This window comes from Pseudomonas sp. R4-15, assembly GCF_055768815.1.
Map to the genome: position 1 here is coordinate 3,595,335 of NZ_CM147293.1, position 17,518 is coordinate 3,612,852.

General features: G+C 64.1%; 22 protein-coding genes. 17 read left to right on the forward strand and 5 right to left on the reverse strand.

Annotation, left to right across the window (positions count from 1 at the left end):
* The first annotated feature begins 69 nt into the window (after positions 1-69).
* The 4 genes from ACYRGX_RS17270 to ACYRGX_RS17285 all read left to right on the forward strand — a co-directional run bounded on the left by ACYRGX_RS17270 (position 70) and on the right by ACYRGX_RS17285 (position 3,000).
* On the forward strand, positions 70-900 hold the full coding sequence (locus ACYRGX_RS17270; protein WP_473053677.1) for an XRE family transcriptional regulator: 831 nt from the start codon (positions 70-72) through the stop codon (positions 898-900).
* A gap of 132 nt (positions 901-1,032) precedes the next feature.
* A complete protein-coding gene (locus tag ACYRGX_RS17275; protein WP_473053678.1) occupies positions 1,033-1,641 on the forward strand; it encodes a type VI secretion system-associated protein TagO in 609 nt (202 codons plus the stop codon).
* A gap of 106 nt (positions 1,642-1,747) precedes the next feature.
* On the forward strand, positions 1,748-2,236 hold the full coding sequence (locus ACYRGX_RS17280; RefSeq protein ID WP_473053679.1) for a hypothetical protein: 489 nt from the start codon (positions 1,748-1,750) through the stop codon (positions 2,234-2,236).
* Positions 2,233-3,000, forward strand: coding sequence for a DUF1828 domain-containing protein (locus tag ACYRGX_RS17285; RefSeq protein WP_473053680.1), 768 nt, complete (start codon positions 2,233-2,235; stop codon positions 2,998-3,000). The genes ACYRGX_RS17280 and ACYRGX_RS17285 overlap by 4 nt, the downstream gene beginning before the upstream one ends.
* 187 nt (positions 3,001-3,187) lie before the next feature.
* On the opposite strand, the gene umuC is transcribed toward ACYRGX_RS17285, so the two are convergent.
* From umuC to ACYRGX_RS17300, 3 genes are read right to left on the reverse strand one after another with little or no spacing between them, the layout of a single operon-like run.
* Entirely contained in the window at positions 3,188-4,459 is a 1,272-nt protein-coding gene (gene umuC, locus ACYRGX_RS17290; protein ID WP_473053681.1) for a translesion error-prone DNA polymerase V subunit UmuC, read from the reverse strand.
* Positions 4,452-4,895, reverse strand: a complete 444-nt coding sequence (locus tag ACYRGX_RS17295; RefSeq protein WP_473053682.1) for a LexA family protein — start codon at positions 4,893-4,895, stop codon at positions 4,452-4,454. Before ACYRGX_RS17295 ends, umuC begins: the two co-directional genes overlap by 8 nt.
* A 20-nt stretch (positions 4,896-4,915) precedes the next feature.
* Positions 4,916-5,227 (reverse strand): DUF1654 domain-containing protein, encoded by a 312-nt coding sequence (locus ACYRGX_RS17300; protein WP_473053683.1) that lies wholly within the window; start codon positions 5,225-5,227, stop codon positions 4,916-4,918.
* A gap of 482 nt (positions 5,228-5,709) precedes the next feature.
* Here ACYRGX_RS17300 and ACYRGX_RS17305 point away from each other — a divergent pair, with 482 nt between their 5' ends.
* From ACYRGX_RS17305 to ACYRGX_RS17335, 7 genes are all read left to right on the forward strand, one after another.
* Entirely contained in the window at positions 5,710-5,865 is a 156-nt protein-coding gene (locus tag ACYRGX_RS17305) for a DUF1391 family protein (protein ID WP_473053684.1), read from the forward strand.
* Between the two features lie 704 nt (positions 5,866-6,569).
* The gene (locus tag ACYRGX_RS17310) at positions 6,570-6,821 is read left to right on the forward strand and encodes a hypothetical protein (protein ID WP_473053685.1); all 252 of its coding nucleotides are present in this window, start codon (positions 6,570-6,572) and stop codon (positions 6,819-6,821) included.
* Position 6,822: 1 nt separating this feature from the next.
* Entirely contained in the window at positions 6,823-7,359 is a 537-nt protein-coding gene (locus ACYRGX_RS17315) for a hypothetical protein (protein WP_473053686.1), read from the forward strand.
* Positions 7,356-7,616, forward strand: a complete 261-nt coding sequence (locus ACYRGX_RS17320; RefSeq protein WP_473053687.1) for a hypothetical protein — start codon at positions 7,356-7,358, stop codon at positions 7,614-7,616. The genes ACYRGX_RS17315 and ACYRGX_RS17320 overlap by 4 nt, the downstream gene beginning before the upstream one ends.
* Before the next feature lie 41 nt (positions 7,617-7,657).
* Positions 7,658-7,939, forward strand: a complete 282-nt coding sequence (locus ACYRGX_RS17325; protein ID WP_473053688.1) for a hypothetical protein — start codon at positions 7,658-7,660, stop codon at positions 7,937-7,939.
* A 30-nt stretch (positions 7,940-7,969) separates the two neighbouring features.
* Entirely contained in the window at positions 7,970-10,522 is a 2,553-nt protein-coding gene (locus ACYRGX_RS17330; RefSeq protein WP_473053689.1) for a DNA methyltransferase, read from the forward strand.
* A 348-nt stretch (positions 10,523-10,870) separates the two neighbouring features.
* Positions 10,871-12,664 carry a DNA cytosine methyltransferase gene (locus tag ACYRGX_RS17335; RefSeq protein ID WP_473053690.1) on the forward strand — a complete coding sequence of 598 codons (1,794 nt, stop codon included), beginning with the start codon at positions 10,871-10,873 and terminating at the stop codon, positions 12,662-12,664.
* Positions 12,665-13,019: 355 nt separating this feature from the next.
* Here ACYRGX_RS17335 and ACYRGX_RS17340 read toward each other — a convergent pair whose 3' ends face one another.
* Complete coding sequence (locus tag ACYRGX_RS17340; protein WP_473053691.1) at positions 13,020-13,244, reverse strand: hypothetical protein; 225 nt, start codon at positions 13,242-13,244, stop codon at positions 13,020-13,022.
* 100 nt (positions 13,245-13,344) lie between these two features.
* Between ACYRGX_RS17340 and ACYRGX_RS17345 the strand changes: the two genes are divergently transcribed.
* The 6 genes from ACYRGX_RS17345 to ACYRGX_RS17370 are packed head-to-tail and all read left to right on the forward strand — an operon-like array spanning position 13,345 to position 17,137.
* Positions 13,345-13,752: a hypothetical protein gene (locus ACYRGX_RS17345; protein ID WP_473053692.1), complete on the forward strand. Its 408-nt coding sequence runs from the start codon at positions 13,345-13,347 to the stop codon at positions 13,750-13,752.
* A complete protein-coding gene (locus ACYRGX_RS17350; protein ID WP_473053693.1) occupies positions 13,749-15,509 on the forward strand; it encodes an SNF2-related protein in 1,761 nt (586 codons plus the stop codon). The genes ACYRGX_RS17345 and ACYRGX_RS17350 overlap by 4 nt, the downstream gene beginning before the upstream one ends.
* A gap of 47 nt (positions 15,510-15,556) precedes the next feature.
* The gene (locus ACYRGX_RS17355) at positions 15,557-15,877 is read left to right on the forward strand and encodes a DUF4406 domain-containing protein (protein ID WP_473053694.1); all 321 of its coding nucleotides are present in this window, start codon (positions 15,557-15,559) and stop codon (positions 15,875-15,877) included.
* Positions 15,874-16,134 carry a hypothetical protein gene (locus ACYRGX_RS17360; protein WP_473053695.1) on the forward strand — a complete coding sequence of 87 codons (261 nt, stop codon included), beginning with the start codon at positions 15,874-15,876 and terminating at the stop codon, positions 16,132-16,134. Before ACYRGX_RS17355 ends, ACYRGX_RS17360 begins: the two co-directional genes overlap by 4 nt.
* A gap of 17 nt (positions 16,135-16,151) precedes the next feature.
* Positions 16,152-16,343, forward strand: a complete 192-nt coding sequence (locus ACYRGX_RS17365) for a hypothetical protein (protein WP_473053696.1) — start codon at positions 16,152-16,154, stop codon at positions 16,341-16,343.
* Entirely contained in the window at positions 16,340-17,137 is a 798-nt protein-coding gene (locus tag ACYRGX_RS17370; protein WP_473053697.1) for a hypothetical protein, read from the forward strand. The genes ACYRGX_RS17365 and ACYRGX_RS17370 overlap by 4 nt, the downstream gene beginning before the upstream one ends.
* Here ACYRGX_RS17370 and ACYRGX_RS17375 read toward each other — a convergent pair.
* Positions 17,104-17,412 (reverse strand): hypothetical protein, encoded by a 309-nt coding sequence (locus ACYRGX_RS17375; protein ID WP_473053698.1) that lies wholly within the window; start codon positions 17,410-17,412, stop codon positions 17,104-17,106. The two genes, ACYRGX_RS17370 and ACYRGX_RS17375, sit on opposite strands and share 34 nt — an antisense overlap.
* Positions 17,413-17,518 lie beyond the last annotated feature (106 nt).

Here is a 17,518-nt window from a genome sequence, read left to right on the forward strand (position 1 = left end):
ATCGACAGGGAAGAATTACAAGTGAGAATTGCAGTGCCGCTTACAACCGCAGCTTGTATCGTTCCGCGCATGAAGACGATCGGCAGCAGAATCGCGGCGGCGAGAGAACAGAAGGGGCTCAATCAGTCCGAACTGGGGCGGCTATTGGGCGTAACCCCACAGTCAGTCCAGGCGTGGGAGTCGGACAAGAACATTCCCAGGCCGAAGCGTCTCAGCGAGATCGCTGATGCAATCGGCGTTACGGTTTCATCTCTGGTCGGCGAGGCACGCCTCGAGGATCAGATGGAAAACGACATAGGCGATGCGCAGACCGCGGCCGATATCCTGCAGGGCATGCTTGCGACCAAAGCCGGCAAGGCTCTATCTCCTGAGGCTCGTGAGCGGCTGATGGCCGCCGCACAGGAAGAGACCTCTGGAGACTCATCGACTCGCAGCAATGTGCTGACCGGAGACTTCACGCGCCGCCCGCCAGCCGGGGATGAGATCCGCATCGCCCACTACGATGTCCAGGGCGCGATGGGCGGCGGCAAAGTGGTGCACGACTACCCCGAGATGTTCCGCGACGTGACCGTCAGCCAGGCTCACCTCAAGGAACTGGGCGTCACCTACAGCGACCCGCGGCACCTCAAGCTGATCACCGGCGTCGGCCAATCGATGGCACCGACTATCCAGGACAGGGATCCGCTGATCGTCGACGCCAGCATCCGCGAATTCGTGGGCGACGGCATCTACGCCTTCGCCTGGCAGGGTCACTTCTACATCAAGACCCTGCAGATGCTGGATGCGGAGACCTTCCGCATGCTCTCCAGCAACCCGGCCTACCCGCCCCAGGAGATCCCGGTCAGCGAGACCTACATCCAGGCGAAGGTATTGCTTGTGTGGAATGCAAAGCGGGTCTGATCAGACCTTTCGTAAATGCAGGCAGTAGCAAGCAACGGGAAGAAGATGTAAGAGCGGTTAGGCAAGCGCGCGACAGGCGTAGCATATTGCCTCGCCGAGGCACGGACGATAATTGGTAAAGGGAGCAACCACATGCGGAAAAAACTGATGATCGCGGGCCTTCTCCAACTCGCAGCCACGAGCGCGATGGCAGCCGTAGGTGATAAGGAAGTGGCGCTTTGCGCGTCAATGAAGGGTACCGTTGAAAGGCTCGCCTGCTTTGATCAGCTAGCCGAGAAGCACGACCTGGCGCCGAAGACAGTTGCGACCCCTATAGCGGGCAAGGGGAAGTGGGATACCACCACAGACACCGACCCCCTCACAGACAAATCCGTCTACTTCGCATCCCTGTACGCAGACCAAGGGCGCGGCAAGTATGGCGATCAGATTGGGCTTTTTGTCCGTTGCAAGAACAACACCACCGAGCTCTTCATCGACTGGGCATCCTACCTGGGTATGGGCACTGCGCGGATCACCTACCGGGTCGACAAGAATAAAGCTGTGACCTCATCGTGGGACATCTCTACCGATCATAAGGCGGCCTTCATACGCGGCCCTATCCCGGTGCTGAAACAGCTGCTCAACAGCGAGACCTTTGTGGCCAACGTCACGCCGTACGGCGAAAATCCAGTGACGGCAGTGTTCAAGACCCAGGGCGCCGATGCGGCACTCCAAGACATCCGCAAGGGGTGCGGTTGGTAGCTACTGGGCTCAGTGATCGACTATAAGCTGCCGCCTGGGGTGCTTTAGATAGAAAAGCAAGGCGGCCAGAAAGGCGGTGACAGCAATGACGGAGGATCATTGACCTGTGATTACGGATGAAGAAATCGCCATGCTGCTCGCGCAGGCAAAGGTCGTCACCACGCCAAAGGCTAAGAGGCGAGAACAGCGAAAGTCTGTTCACGCGAGCTATATGGTCGAGTCAGCAGCCGGCTCGGACAAGTTTGAGCTGTATACCCGTCAGAATTTGATCGATGCCGAACATTACTCATGCGGCCTGATCTACAAGCATCCCAGCGGCAGCGACATTACGCTGACCCGCTACAACGGGAGCAATCATGAGCATCGAAACCCGCTTGAGGGCGGGGAATTGATCCGCTTCAAGTGCCACATCCATAAAGCCACACAGCGCTACATCGAGATGGGTGACAAGGCGGAGAAATACGCCGAAACCACCGACCGCTACGCGGATCTTGGTGGCGCTCTTCGATGCCTGCTTCTGGACTGGAACATCACTGGCTTACATACTCCCGACGAAGAAGACGGCGATCACGGGACGCAGTTACCACTTTTATGATTGAGCTGGATGAGCTGAAGAAAACGCTATGCAGCGCGTTCTGCGGGAACGTGGGCATTCGCTCGTCCGGGGATCTGGTGGCAGTCTCCTTGCCTATGTCTGCCCGGGACGGAGATTCATTCTGCGTCTATTTATCGCGAACAAAAGCTGGATGGCGCCTTTCTGACGCGGCAACCACGATGATGCGTCTGAGCTATGAAAACGATTTGAATCGTCTGTTCTCAGGGCCAAGAGCGCGCCTTTACAGCACGATCCTCGCCGAAAGCGGGCTGCAGGAAGATGACGGCGAGCTATTCATGGATGTCCCCGCAGATCAGTTGATCTCTGGCATTTTCCGGGTAGGCCAGGGTCTCAGCAGGATCGAAGATATTGCGCTCTGGACGCGAAGCCGGGTTGAGTCGACCTTTTACAGCGATCTGCGCGCGGCAATCATGGCGATTGTTCCAGCGGGGGATGTGACGGAAAATTACATCCCTGAAGTTGAAGGAGGTGAGGATTACCAGGTCGACTACCGAGTGGAGACCCCTTCGCGTCCGCTGTTCATCTTCGGGGTAAATGGCAAAGACAAGGCACGCCTGACGACTATTACCTTGCTGAAACTGAAGGCTGCTGGAACTCGCTTTGATTCGATGATCGTTTGCAACGACATCGCCGAGCTACCAAGGGCGGACGAATCCAGGCTGCTTGCTGCCGCAAACGATGTGGTTCCGAGCATTTCCAACGTCGTTGCTATCCGCGAGAAAATAGAACATCGCCGGGCATAATCAAAAAGCGCGCCCGAGAAGCCCCGCACCCGCGGGGCTTTTTCATTCCAGCCTCAGAACAGGAACGCCTCCCCCTCCTCTACCGGCTCCAGCGCCTCATCCCCTACACCAAGCCATCAACGCCGTGCTCTTGCCTGCCGAATCCGCCCTATGGGACCTAGCAGATAGCTCGATTCATCTCGGCCGTCTACCTCACCACCAACAACTCCCCAAGCCGCGTCGTGTAGCTCTGGCTCATCAGCTCTCGCCGCATGCCCCAGTCCGGCGCTGCCGGTACTCCACCCGGACGGATCGTCCCCCTGCCCCAGCGCGCGTTGATCGCATCCAGCACCCCCATCACCTGGGTGCAGGCGGCCGGCTGGACCGGTGCGAACAGGTCATCGGTGAACTCGCCGCGCTGCCGCAGATCCAGCAGCAGCACCTCGGCCTTGCTGAACGCGAAGCCTTCCCGGTACAGCTGCTCCAGGCCATCCACCGCGGCCTTGGTCACCAGCCGCGTGTCGTCGGTCGGGAATGGCAGCTCCACCACCAGGCCACGGGCAAACTTGGGCTCGTCTGGGTTGAACATCCCGGTGCGGATGCTCACCCGCACTCGCTTGCACACCGAGCCTTGGCCGCGCAGCTTCTCGCAGGCCCGCGCCGCGTAGGTGGCCACCGCCTCGCGGATCGGCGCCAGCTCGCGCAGGCGCTTGCCGAACATGCGGCTGCAGCAGATCTCCTGCTTCGGCGCCGCCGCCTCTTCCAAGGCCAGGCAGGAGGTGCCACGTAACTCGCGCGCGGTCTTCTCCACCACCACGGAGAACTTCTGCCGAAGCGTCCAGGCGTCCGCCTGGGCAAGATCCCAGGCAGTCTTGATGCCCATCCCCTGCAGGTGCTCGGTCATCCGCCGGCCGATACCCCAAACCTCGCTCACCTCGATGGCCCGCAGCAGCTTGTCGCGCCGATCCGGGTCGAGAATATCCACCACCCCACCCGTCTGCCGCTGCCAGCGCTTGGCGGCGTGGTTGGCCAGCTTGGCCAGGGTCTTGGTGCTGGCGATGCCGACGCCGGTGGGGATGCCGGTTAACTTCAGCACCCGGGCACGGATCGTCCGTCCCAGCGACTCGACGCTGCCCCGGGCAATACCGGTCAGTTCGGCGAACGCCTCGTCGATGCTGTACACCTCAAGCTCCGGCACCAGGCCCTCGATCACCGTCATCACCCGCTGGCTCATATCACCGTACAGCGCGTAGTTGCTGGAGAACGCCACGATGCCGTTCTGCCGCAGGGTGTGTTTGATCTGGAAGAAGGGCGCGCCCATTTTTACGAATGGCTTCGCGTCGGCCGAGCGGGCGATAACGCAGCCATCGTTGTTGCTCAGCACCACGATAGGCGTGCGTTTCAGGTCGGGCCGGAACACCCGTTCGCAGCTGGCGTAGAAGCTGTTGCAGTCCACCAGGGCGAACACCCGGTCAGCCATTGTCGTGGCACCGGACGCTGAAGCGCACCACGCCCCAGACGTCCAACTCGTCACCATCCAGGATGTAGCGCGGCGAGTAGGCCGGGTTCTCCGAGCGCAACACCACTTGCCCGCCCTCGCGGCAGAAGCGCTTGGCGATCGGCTCCCCGTTGAGTGCCGCAATCACAATGTCGCCGTGGCGCGCATCCAGCGAGCGGTCCACCACCAGCAGGTCGCCATCGAATATCCCGACGCCCAGCAGGCTCTCGCCGCACACGCGCACCAGGTAAGTGTGCGGCGCACGCAGCTGGAACAACTCGTCGAGCGAGATTTCCTGCTCGAGGTGATCCTGCGCAGGACTGGGGAACCCCGCCGGCACCCGGAACGCATACAGCGGCAACGGCGCGCCGGGAACTACCGTGCCAACGATCAACCTCAGGTCTTCGTGCAGTTTCATCTCTCACCTGTAGTGCGCCGTCAGGACGGCGCCTCTTCCTCTTCCAGTTCCACCTCTTCCCTGCCCTGCTCTTCCGCATCCGCACCGACCTCCCACGCCAGGCTGACCGACCCATCGTCATTGAAGGTCAGCGCCAGCTCGTCGACCTCGGCCAGTTGCTCTAGCACTGCCTCCCATGCCTGATCACTGTCGGTATCCAGCCGATGGATGGTTACCCGCCGCTCCAGTTGCGACCGCGGCGCGTTGATCATCGCCGACACACGCAGCGCCAGGCGTTCCACGTCCGAAATCCCGCCGCTCTTCTTCTCCGCTTGCTTCTTCTGCTTGGCCACGCGCCTCTCCTTTTGCTGTATGTGCATACAGTATTTCCGGCAGCACGGCCGTTGCAAGGCACAAAACTACAATTTTCAGTTGAAGAAAATTACAACTACCCCTTGCAGACTACAATTTTGGGTTGTAGATTTACCCCATCGCCGGCCACAACCGGCAGGCCGAAAGGCCGCGCTCTTTAACAACCCACGCCATGAACGACTACCCGGCACACGCCGGCTAGGTCAGCCCGAGCCACCTCCTGGCGGGCGTCAGAAATCCAGGGGAAATAGACCGCTGTGCCTCTACCGGCGACCGGCGAGCAGACAGGCCCGAACGCCTGCCCACGTGGCGAGAACGTCACGGCTGCCGAGGTGTTGACCGAACCGAGCGAATGACCCGGCACGCACAGCGCACCGCCTCGATCCCCAGGGCGGCTGGTCAGGGGAAGGTTTCCTCGATGCGCCTGGCAGCAGGCGCATCCGGGAAGTCGACATGAGGACAGATGATGAAAACGCTCGATCAAGGCAACAACGAAACCCTGTCTCGCGGCGTGATCCCCGAGCGCGACGGCACCTTCACTGCAATGACCTTCACCGCATCCAAGAACTTCAAGACCCGAGCGGGCGCAGAGCGCTGGCTGGCTCGCCGGGCCGGATAACGAATCCCCCGCCCCTTCCCGCGGGTCGCCGGCCAGCCCGGCACACGGGAGGCCCGTGGAGCACGCTGCGGGTTAGAGAGATTCCGGTGTCCAGCCTGCTGCTGCAGGTTCCAGCCAGATATCAAGCGCGCCAGCCTGGGGAGATACGGCCCCTTTCACCGGTACCCGCGCCGGCGGCGACAGAGCGGGCCGAGACGTTCCGACAGGGCGTATCGGGAAGGGATGAATGCGCAGGCTGATGCGCGAACCTAAGCCTCGTTGGCGAGCTACTGAGGCCACATAGAGTTAGGCCGCCAAGCCGGAGATCAGCACCGGCCATCCCTTCCCGATGCTCCCTGGCATCACCGCCGAGCCCTCCGGCGGACACCCCACGCATAGCCTGGGGCTGCGAACCTGGCGCGGCAGGGTGAAGGGCACCGCGCACACCTCATACCCCCGGCGAGCGCCCGCCAATTTCAACGGCGCGATCAACTGGAGGGCTCGCCCATGAAATAGCCGACTCACCCACGACGCCGAGCGGATTACCCACGTCCGCGCCCGCTCGGCTGGTCCCCATGTGCGCGGTTTCGGTCCGGTTGGCGCCCGGTTCAGGACTCAGTAGCCCAACGCTCCCTGGTCCCTGGGCATGGACGCAAAAGGCCCTCCCTCATCAGGCATTTCCCGGCTCCGGCCGGGCTTTTTTTGCACCCACCCGAGGACACCCCATGACGATGCTCGCCCACGGACGCGCCGGCAAATCACTGCTCGGCGCGCTGCTCCTGCGTACCGCCACCGCTCGCGCCAGCGCCTATGCCCGGACTCGCCAACAGCCCCTGACCTGCCAGATCCGCATCGTCGGCAACATGGTGCACGTCGTCGACGCTGAGACCGGCAAGGCCCTCGCCTTTCGCGCCAGCTACGTCGAGGCGACCGCCGAAGCCCGGCGCCTCGAACGCATCTCGCGCGGGGACAACTGACATGCAGATGCGCCCCATCCATCCCATCGAAGAGAACCGCGCCCGGCTGGCCGCTGCCACCGCCCAGTTCCTCGCCGCTGGCGGGTCGATCCAGGAGATTGCCCAGGGCTGCTCCGGCGGCGGATCGATCCGCGGGCGCCGCGACATCGTGCTGAACTACGAAGACGACGAGGCTGCCGCTCGCCGCGACACCGCGCTGATCGGTCCGCTGCGCGAACTGGTCGCCCAGGGTTTCGGCATCACTGAGCTCTCCCGTCAGCTCAACACGCCCCGGGCACGCGTGCGCCGCATCGCAGCGCGCAACGGTATCGAGATTCCCGAACGCCAGGCCGCCGCCCCGCTCGCGGACGCAAACAAGGCCCGCCGCGCACAGCAGAAGCTCAGCCGCATGCGCCTGGCCGACATCCTCCGCCCGCTCGCTGCCGCGGGCTTCACCATCGCCCGTATGGCGGACGCGACCGGCGCCTGCAAACGCACGGTAATGAACGTCATCGAGGAATTCAGCATCCCCCGCGGGCGCCCCCGGAAAGACCAATGACCGCCAAGACCTCCACCGAACGCATGCGCGAAAAGCGCGAGCGCGACAAGCAGACCGAAGAGGAACGCCTGGCCAGACTGCTCGCCCGGCGCCTGCTGCTGGACCTCTTCAAGAGCACCGACCTGGCCCTGGTCCGCGGCATGGCCCGTGCCGGCATTGAAGAGCCGCAGGACTACATCACCCGCCTGATCCACGGCGCCGACCGCCTGGCCGAGCCCGCGCCAGCGGTGTTCGCCGAACTGATCCGCCTGCCGTAGCGCAGCGCGTCACACCACGCCGTCACATTGCAGAGGCCGCCATGAGCTGCACCATCACCCTTCCCGACCTCGGCCCGGACGGCAGAGGCCGCGCCATGGTCACCGGCTCCGCACCGAAGAAGCCGACCGACTGGCGGGTCGAGGCCTGGTTCATCTCCAAAGGTGAGAAGAACACCCACAGCGCCATGCTGCACGGCCAGACCCTCGCCACCGTCATCCCATGCATCGGCGCCCTCATCGACAGCCTGATCGCCGACCACGGCAACCAGGTCGAGCGCGCCGGCTGGACTGCAACCACTCACGGCGCCAGCAAGCGGCGCTGACACCGGCGCGCCTGCGCCGCGGAGCATCCCATGACCGCCTACGAAGACTTCCTCCGGCGCAAGGTCTGCGTCGCGCCGACGCTCGGCTTCACTGTGGACCCGGCGCAGGTCAATCCGCGCATGAAGCCCCATTGCCGTGCCATCGTGCCCTGGCTGCTGGAGGGTGGCCGCCGGGCGCTGTTCGCCAGCTTCGGCCTGCACAAGACCGTCATCCAGTTGGAGGCGATGCGCTTGGCCAGCGAGCACGTGAACGGGCGGGCGCTGATCGTCGCGCCGCTGGGCGTGCGCCAGGAATTCCGCCGCGACGCGGTGGAGCGCCTAGGCTGGGCGGAAGCCCCGCGCTTCATCCGCCGAATCGAAGAGGCGGATGCCACCGGCGTCTACCTCACCAACTACGAGACGGTGCGCGACGGTAAGCTAGACCCGCGCCACTTCGACGCCACCAGCCTGGACGAAGCCGACTGCCTGCGCGGGTTCGGCAGCAGCAAGACCTTCCGCGAGTTCATGCGCCTGTTCGCCGGTGACGATCGCCAGGCCGGTATCAAGACCGAGGGCATCCGGTACCGGATCGTGGCCACGGCCACCCCGAGTCCGAACGACTACATCGAGTTGCTGGCCTACGCCGCCTACCTGGGCGTCATGGACGTGGGCGCCGCGAAGACGCGCTTCTTCAAGCGCAACAGCGAGAAGGCCGACCACCTGACGCTCCACCCACACAAGGAGGAAGAGTTCTGGCTGTGGGTCGCCAGCTGGGCGCTGTTCGTGCAGAAGCCTTCCGACCTAGGGTTCTCAGATGACGGCTACACGCTGCCCTACCTGGATGTGCACTGGCACGAGCTGCCCAGCGACCACTCCGCCGCCGGTACCGAAAAGGATGGCCAGGGCCGGCTGTTCAGCAACGCCGCCATCGGCGTGCAGGACGCAGCGCGCGAGAAGCGCAACAGCCTGCCGGCACGCATCGAGAAGCTGCAGCAGATCCGCGCAGCGAACCCCGGCAAGCATCGCCTGATCTGGCATGACCTCGAGGCCGAGCGCCATGCGATCGAGGCGGCGGTACCGGAGGTGGTCAGCGTCTACGGCACCCAGGATCTGGACGAGCGCGAGCAGGCCATCATCGATTTCAGCGATGGCAAATTCGCCGAGCTCGCCGCAAAGCCGGTGATCGCCGGCGCCGGCTGCAACTTCCAGCGCCATTGCCACCAGGCCGTGTTCCTCGGCATCGGCTTCAAGTTCCGCGACTTCATCCAGGCCGTGCACCGCATCCAGCGCTTCGGCCAACAGCGCCGCGTGTGCCTCGACCTGATCTACACCGAGGCCGAGCGCGACATCCGGCGCCAGCTCGAACGCAAGTGGCGCCAGCACGACGAACAGGCAGAGAAAATGTCCCAGATCATTCGCGAATTCGGCCTGGCGCACGCTGCCATGGCCAGCCAACTGGCGCGAGCGCTCGGCGTTGAGCGCGTCGAGGCCTCCGGCACGCACTACACCGTCGTGAACAACGACTGCGTGCCGGAAACGGCATCGATGGAGAGCGACAGCGTGCACCTGGTGCTGACCAGCATCCCTTTCGGCAACCAGTACGAATACTCGCCCAGCTACAACGATTTCGGGCACACCGACGACACCGAGCACTTCTGGGCGCAGATGGATTTCCTGATCCCGGAGCTGTACCGGGTACTGCAGCCGGGCCGGCTCGCTGCCATCCACGTGAAGGATCGCATCACGCCCAGCGGAATCTCCGGCATGGGGTTCCAGGTCGTCGAGCCGTTCAGCGATCAGTGCGTCGCCGCCTTCCGCAAGCACGGGTTCGGCTTCCTCGCGCGCAAGACCATCGTCACCGACGTGGTGCGCGAGAACAACCAGACCTATCGCCTGGGCTGGACCGAGCAGTGCAAAGACGGCTCACGCCAGGGCGCCGGCATGCCCGAGTACCTGCTGGTGTTCCGCAAGCCGCCGACTGATCGCAGCAACGGCTACGCCGACGTGCCGGTCACCAAGGACAAGGCCACCTTCACCCGCCCCCGCTGGCAGTTCGACGCCCACGGCTTCATGCGCTCGAGCGGCAATCGGCCGCTGACGCCCGAAGATCTGGATGGCCTGGACCAGGCCGCCATCTTCAAGCTCTTCCGCCGGCACAGCCTCGAGCAGGTCTACGACTTCCGCCACGACGTGAAAATCGCCGAGCACGTCGACCGCTCCGGCTGGCTGCCCAGCAAGTTCATGCTGCTGCAGCCGCAGAGCTGGCACCCGGACGTGTGGACCGACATCACCCGCATGGTGACGCTCAACAGCACCCAGGCGGCCAAGGGGCGCGAGCAGCACATCTGCCCGCTTCAGTTCGACATCGTCGACCGTTGCATCGAGCAGTACACCATGCCCGGCGAGGTGGTCTACGACCCCTTCGGTGGCATCGGTACAACCCCGTACCGCGCCGTGAAGCTGGGCCGCCACGGCCGCGCCTGCGAACTATCGCCGCCCTACTTCCTGGACATGGCCGCCTACTGCCGCGGCGCCGAGCGTGACATGGCCATGCCGGATCTGTTCAGCGCTCTGGAAATCCAGCAGGAGGCGGGAGCTGCGTAGAAGCCCTAGTGAGAGCTAGATGAGGTGATTCGGTGTGAGCTTTTTCCCGCAGGAGGCACAACGAAGCTCCATCGCTGTGAAAACCTCTTCCCACTTCACGAACCTGGAAAAAGAAACCGATTGCCCGCGCAGGCCAACCGGAGAGTAGCTCTCATCCGGCATGGAATAGGGCTGGTCGTTTTCACGAAGCGTGATGCTCCCCGTTCTGCCACAAGGGCAGCGCACGGGATAGCTGGTTCTGGTCGCCATAAGTACACGCCCTCACGCATCAATCTCCAAGAACTCTGTAATACCCCACCTCCCCCACATTCGCCAGCCGCCGCATCACGCGAGCGGTAAGGACACCCCATGCTCAAACGAACCCTTCGCCACTTCCACTTCTGCTGCGGCCTGGGCGGCGGCGCCGCTGGCTTCAACCGTGCCCGGCCCCGGGTCGGCAACGTCGAGGCGCAGTGGGAATGCCTCGGCGGCATCGACGTAGATCCGGCAGGCCTGCGCGACTTCGAGCGCCTGGCCGGCGTGCCGGGCACGCTGATGGACCTCTTCACCCGAGACCAGTACATCCGCTTTCACGGCGCTGAGCCGCCGGCAGGCTGGAAAGAGGCGAGCCCCGACGACATTCGCCGCGCCGCCCAGGGCAAGCGTCCCGACGCGGTGTTCATCAGCTCGCCGTGCAAGGGCGCCTCCGGCCTGCTGTCCGAGGCCACCAGCAAGACGCCGAAATATCAGGCCCTCAACGAGCTGACGCTGCGCTGCATCTGGCTGATGGGCGAGGCCTGGGCCGATGACCCGGTGCCGCTGATCGTGTTCGAGAACGTGCCGCGCCTCGCCACGCGCGGCCGACACCTGCTGGACCAGATCAACGCCCTGCTTGGCCAGTTCGGCTACGCCGTGGCCGAGACGACCCACGACTGCGGCGAACTCGGGGGCCTGGCGCAGTCCCGCAAGCGCTTCCTGCTGGTCGCCCGCCACGTCGAGAAAGTGCCGCCGTTCCTGTACGAGCCGGAAAAGCGCAGCCTGCGCCCGGTCGGCGACATCCTCGGCCGTATGCCACTGCCCGGCGACATGACGGCGGGCGGCCCGATGCACCGTATCCCATCGCTGCAGTGGAAGACTTGGGTGCGTCTCGCCCTGGTGCGCGCCGGCAGCGACTGGCGCAGTCTAAACGACCTAGCGATCGAGGATGGCTATCTGCGCGACCTGGTCATCGTTCCGGAGTACCGCAGCGGCTACATGGGCGTGCGCAACTGGGACGAGCACACCGGCACCGTGGCCGGCCAGTCGCTGCCCACGAACGGCGCGTTCTCGGTGGCTGATCCCCGCTTCCAGCAATCAGCGAAATGGAATCACGGCCAGCAGTTCGGCGTGGTCCGCTGGGAAGAGTCGATGGGTACCGTCACTGGGCAGAAATCACCAGGGCAAGGGACGTTCTCGGTCGCTGATCCACGCCGGCAGGGCGAGACCTACGGCAAGTACCCTGTCACGGAGTGGGATGACCACGCCGGTACAGTAATCGCGGCTAGCACCACCGGCCAAGGTGCCTTCGCCGTCGCAGACCCTCGCCCTGGCGGCGTACGCCACAATAACGTGTATCGAGTGGTGCGGATGGATCAGTCGGCAGGCACCGTAACCGGTGGCCAGTCGCCGAGCTCTGGCGGCCAGTGCATCGCTGATCCCCGCGCGCTCGATCGCGTGAAAGGCGATGCATACCTGACCGGCGGGCACTATGGCGTCGTCGGCTTCGAGCAGAGCACCGGTGCAGTGTCCGCCAGCGCCAAGCACGACAACGGGAGGTGGAGTGTCGCCGACCCGCGCATGCCGGCGGCGAATGACCGCCTGACCTGCGTCATCCGCGCGCTCGACGGCACTTGGCACCGCCCGTTCACCACCCTGGAGCTGGCCGCCCTGCAGAGCCTGGTCGACCCCGAGGAACAGCTGGTGCTGGACGGCCTGAGCGACAGCGACTGGCGCGAACGCATCGGCAACGCCGTGCCACCAGCAGCGGCCGAAGCGATCGCCACGGTCATGGGCACCACCCTGCTGCTGGCCGAGGCCGGCGAAACGTTCCTGCTCAGCAGCACGCCGATCTGGGTGCGGCCAGTGGCAGTTGGCCTGAGCGTGTCATCCCAGCCGGAATTGTGAGAGAAGGAAAGGCCTGGGGGCGTCTCTACCCCCAAGCACGACATCACAGAACCAGCAGTAGGGCTTTGAGCACTACGATCAGCGCTGTCAGGTCTACCCTGATAACGATCTCGATTTGCATAGAGAACCTCCATGTAATGGGACCAAAGTATGGGCAGAGAAATGGCAGCGCCACGTCAAAGCCCTCCGCGTTGAGCCGAAGCCCAGCGGTCCTACGGCAGATACGACCTGCTTTCAGACTTTCGCCATTAACAGAGGGAGCGTCAGGGGTCGGAAAACTTTACCTTGGTGGCTGGAAACAAGCCACCCTATCCGGCCGCCATGCTTAGTCGATGCGCGGCCGGCGGGTGAAGCATTACTCAGGCTCGATCGTAAACAACAGGCTACCTTGCGGCGATCTAGCCGTACCGCCGTCGATGAAGCCAAGGTATTTGCCGTCCATGGAGTAAACCTCGTCGCCGTCAATTCGGCAGATAAGACTGGTCCCATTACGGACAAACTCATCCTCATCGATACGACCTATCTGCTTGTTGTCGGGGCCGAAGACGTTGTACCGCCCCTTGCTGTAGTCCGTAAGCATCAAAACACCTCCTTTACTGCCGGCCCCGTGCCGGCCATCCAGTAGTAGCCCAACTACCCCACATTCACCAGCCGCCCGCCCTGGGCGGCGAGGAACAGTCATGCCTGCAGCACTGCCGGCGGCAAGGCCCGCCAGCCCCCACCACATGCACCTGGCCAAGCTCGCCAACGTGCTCGGCAACTACCGCTACCGCTACGGCAGCGAGGTGCAACTGCACGAGGCCATGGCCGGAGTGCTCGAGCAGGCCGGGTTCGCATTCACGCGCGAGCACATCCTCGACGCCAAGAACCGAGCCGATTTCTGGCTGGATGGAATCGTGATCGAGGTGAAGGTCGACGGGCCTCTCGCCGCGGCGCTGCGCCAGTGCGATCGCTACATCAACCTGCCCCAGGTGAAAGGCGTGCTGCTCGCCAGCACCCAGCGCTGGGCAGATTCACCCCTGGTCAGCCGCCCCGAATGGGGTGGCAAACCCTTCATGATGGTCAGGCTCGGACGGCAATCCCTATGACGAACTGCTACGGATCGGTCGCCTACAACGGCCGCTACTGGCGCGTGACCTGCGAGCCGCAGGTGCGGGCACGGCTCAAGCGAGTATTTCCGCGCGCCCCCCAGGGCGCTGCCAATCACATCGACCTGCTGGGCAGCCCGGAGAACAGCCGCGAGCTACTGTGGTTCCTGCAGCGATATCCCATGGAGATGGATGCAGAGACCAGCGCCAGCCTGCAGCACCTGGCGGAACAGCACCATGAGATGGAGCGCAGCCTGGCCGAACTGGTTGCTGGCCGCCTCCCCATTCCTGCATTCGAGTTGGCCAAGCCGCCGCGGGAGTACCAGCGATATGCCGGCGCCCAGGTCGAGATCCGTGGCGGCCTGCTGCTGGCCGACGATCTCGGTCTGGGTAAAACCGTGACGGGCATCTGCCCCATGGCCGTGCCTGCCAATCTGCCGGCGGTCGTGGTCTACCCGGCTGCGCTGCCCAACCACTGGCCGGAGAAACTCGCCGAGTTCGCGCCGAACCTGCGCGTGCACCACATCCGCAAGGGCCAGCCCTACCCGCTCACCAAACAGCCCCGTCAGCGCATCCAGGACCTCTGGGACACGCTGCCGGACGTGATCCTCGTCAGCTACCACAAGCTCCGCGGTTGGGCTGAAACGCTCGGCGAGATCGTCCAGTACGCGGTGTTCGAGGAATGCCAGCAGCTGCGCAACCCTGGAAGCGACATCTACCAGGCCTGCTGCTACCTCGCCGGCCAGGCTCGGCTGCGGATGGGACTCACCGCCACGCCCATCTACAACTACGGGTCGGAGTTCTACCACGTGGTCAACCCGCTGATCCCCGAGTGCCTGGGCGGCTACGACGAGTTCCTGCGCGAGTGGTGCATCGGCTCGATGGGCGAGAAACCGAAGCTCAAAGACGCCGAGCAGTTCGGCACCTACCTCCGGCGCGAGGGCATCATGCTGCGCCGCACCCGTGCCGAAGTGGGCCGCGAGTTGCCGGCGATGGCCAAGATTCCTCACGAGATCGAATCGGACAGCTCTGCCCTCGCCCGCATCAGCGGCGACGCGGCCGCCCTGGCCCAGACGATCCTCGCGAACAACGAGCGGTACCGCGGCGAGAAGATGAAGGCCGCCGGCGAGTTCGACCAGCTTGTGCGCCAAGCCACAGGCGTGGCCAAGGCACCCTACGTCGCCGAGTTCGTGCGCCTGCTGGTGGAGAGCGGACAGCAGGTGCTGCTGTTCGGATGGCACCGCGAGGTCTACGGCATCTGGCAGGAGAAACTCGCCGAGTTCAACCCGGTGATGTACACCGGCAGCGAGTCACCGAAGGAGAAGCAGGCGGCGAAGGATGCGTTTATCGCGGGGCACAGTCGCGTGATGCTCATCAGCCTCCGCTCCGGCGCCGGCATCGACGGCCTACAGCATGCATGCAGCACCGTGGTGTTCGGCGAACTCGACTGGTCGCCCGGTGTGCACGAGCAGTGCATCGGCCGCGTTCACCGCGACGGCCAGACCGAACCGGTCCAGGCCTTCTTCCTGATCTCCGATGAGGGCAGCGACCCCATCGTCTCCGACGTGCTCGGCGTGAAGCGCGAACAAATCGAGGGCGTCCGAAACCCGGGCGAGCACCTGGTGGAGCGGCGCGACATCGGCGAAAACCAACTGCGCCAGCTCGCCCAGCGCTTCCTCAAGGAGCAAGGCATTACCCTCCCCGCCGCTCCAGCGCCTACTCAGCTGCACCCTCAGGCGCAGTTCGAACTCACCTGATCCCTCCTACCGACAGCTGCGCCAGCAAGGCGCAGCGAGGAACAGTCATGCCCGAACGCATCTATATTTCCGGGCCGATGAGCGGCCTGCCCGACCTGAATTTCCCTGCATTCGCCGCCGAGGCCGCCCGCCTGCGCGCCGCCGGCTGGGAGGTGGTTAACCCTGCAGAGATCGCCCAGGCCAGCCAGGCCGACTGGCACGCCTGCATGCGCAACGACATTGCCGAGTTGGTGCGCTGCGACAGCATCGCCCTACTGCCGGGCTGGATGAACTCGCAGGGCGCAATGCTGGAACTGCAGATCGCCCACCGCCTGGGGCTCAAGGTGGTGATGGCCGCCGAACTGGGCGCGTGCCCGGAGGCCGCATGACCCTCTGTCGAACCTCCCGTCGCCCTCCACGCGACTGCGGCTGCCTGCGCTGCGCCAGCGACTACCCGCCTCTGCGCCAGCTCACCGCCGAGTTGCATACCGATCGCCAGGGCCAGCCCTACGCAATCGTCCGGGGATTCCCAGGGCTCGGCACCGATCTCACCCCGGACCAACTCGGTGAGCTCGCGCGCCAGCTCAACCAGATCCGCATCGACACGCAGCGCCACGGCGCAGAGTGCCGCGGCGAGATCGACTGACCCCAGCAGGACACCCCATGACCGACCACGACGAAGCGCCGGCGGCACTGATCGCCCAGCGCCGACCACTGCTGCACGTCCCCACCGGCAAGCACTACGTCGCCGTGTTTGAGGCCGGCGGCACGGTTGAGCTGCACCCCATCAACGGCCCCGCGCGGTACGCCCGTGCTGCGGACCTGAAAAATCCTGAGATTTGGAGAAAGGCATGACCAAGAAATCGAAGTCGCTGGCCGAAGAAGTGGCAGAAATTGTCCGCATGCTCAATGAGCGTGAGTGGGCTGAGCACGTCGGGGTTTCACCGATTGGCCAGCACCTGGAGGCGGCGATCACCGACCTCATCAACGAGAACGGGGAACTACGCGCGCAGATCACCGAACGCGACGCCGCAATTGAGGAATGGTCTGGTACAGCAGTCCAGAACGGCATGGAAGTTGACCGCCTGCGAGCCGCCCTTTCCGCCAACCATCCCGAGCAACCCCTCGCAATGGTTGCAGCCGACGCCGTGAGCGTTCCGCGCGAGTTGCTGGAGCGAGCAATCCCGTACCTGAGCGACACGCCAGATCTCGTACAGTACGGCGCAGAGCAACTGGCTGGCGAAATTCGCGCCCTGCTCGCCAGCCAGCCGGCGCCGGCAATGACCGTGCTCGAGAGCCAGAGTGTTCCGGTGGGCGAACTGCGGAGGATTGTCAGGGAGTACGACGAGTGCGACGAGTACAACGCGGAGGGCCGAGCGGTTGAGCTGATTGAGGAACTCCGCTCCCTGCTACACGGCGCAAGCGAAGCGGGGGCAGACGAAGAATGGAGTGTCCTTCAGTCGATCATGGAGTGGACGGCGGCAGCGAACGTTCCGGATGACCGCAAGCTTTGCTTGATCCGCAATGCTGCGCGCGCAGGCCTGGAGCGCGTCGGTAGCCCGTCGGCAATGATCGCAGCGCAATGGGTTTCTACGGCAATCCCGAGAGCAAGCCATCACGCCCGCGCGGCGCAGGAGAGTGAAGAGTGAGCTTGGATGGCTATTCCGACCAGCAGTTGCTCGACGAATTGCTGGAGCGGCGTGATGAGCGTGAGCATATCGCGAGGGGTGAGCCGCTGCTGCCGTGCGAGGACTGCCAACATTTCACTCCATGGCACCGAAAAAACTATCGGGAGCGCGAAATGCCCGACGACTACAACCCGTGCAGCAAGCGGCACGTCATGAGATTCCACATGCCAGAACCTTGGGAGGCGCCTGAGGCTGGTTGCTTCTACCGCCGACACTGTGGCGATCGCATTGAGCATCTACCGCCTCCGAAAGCCCCAGTGCCAGAACGCGAAATGCCGACAGATGGGCATGCCGATTGGCATTTGCGAAATGATCCAGACTGATGCCTGAGCCCTGTCCTCA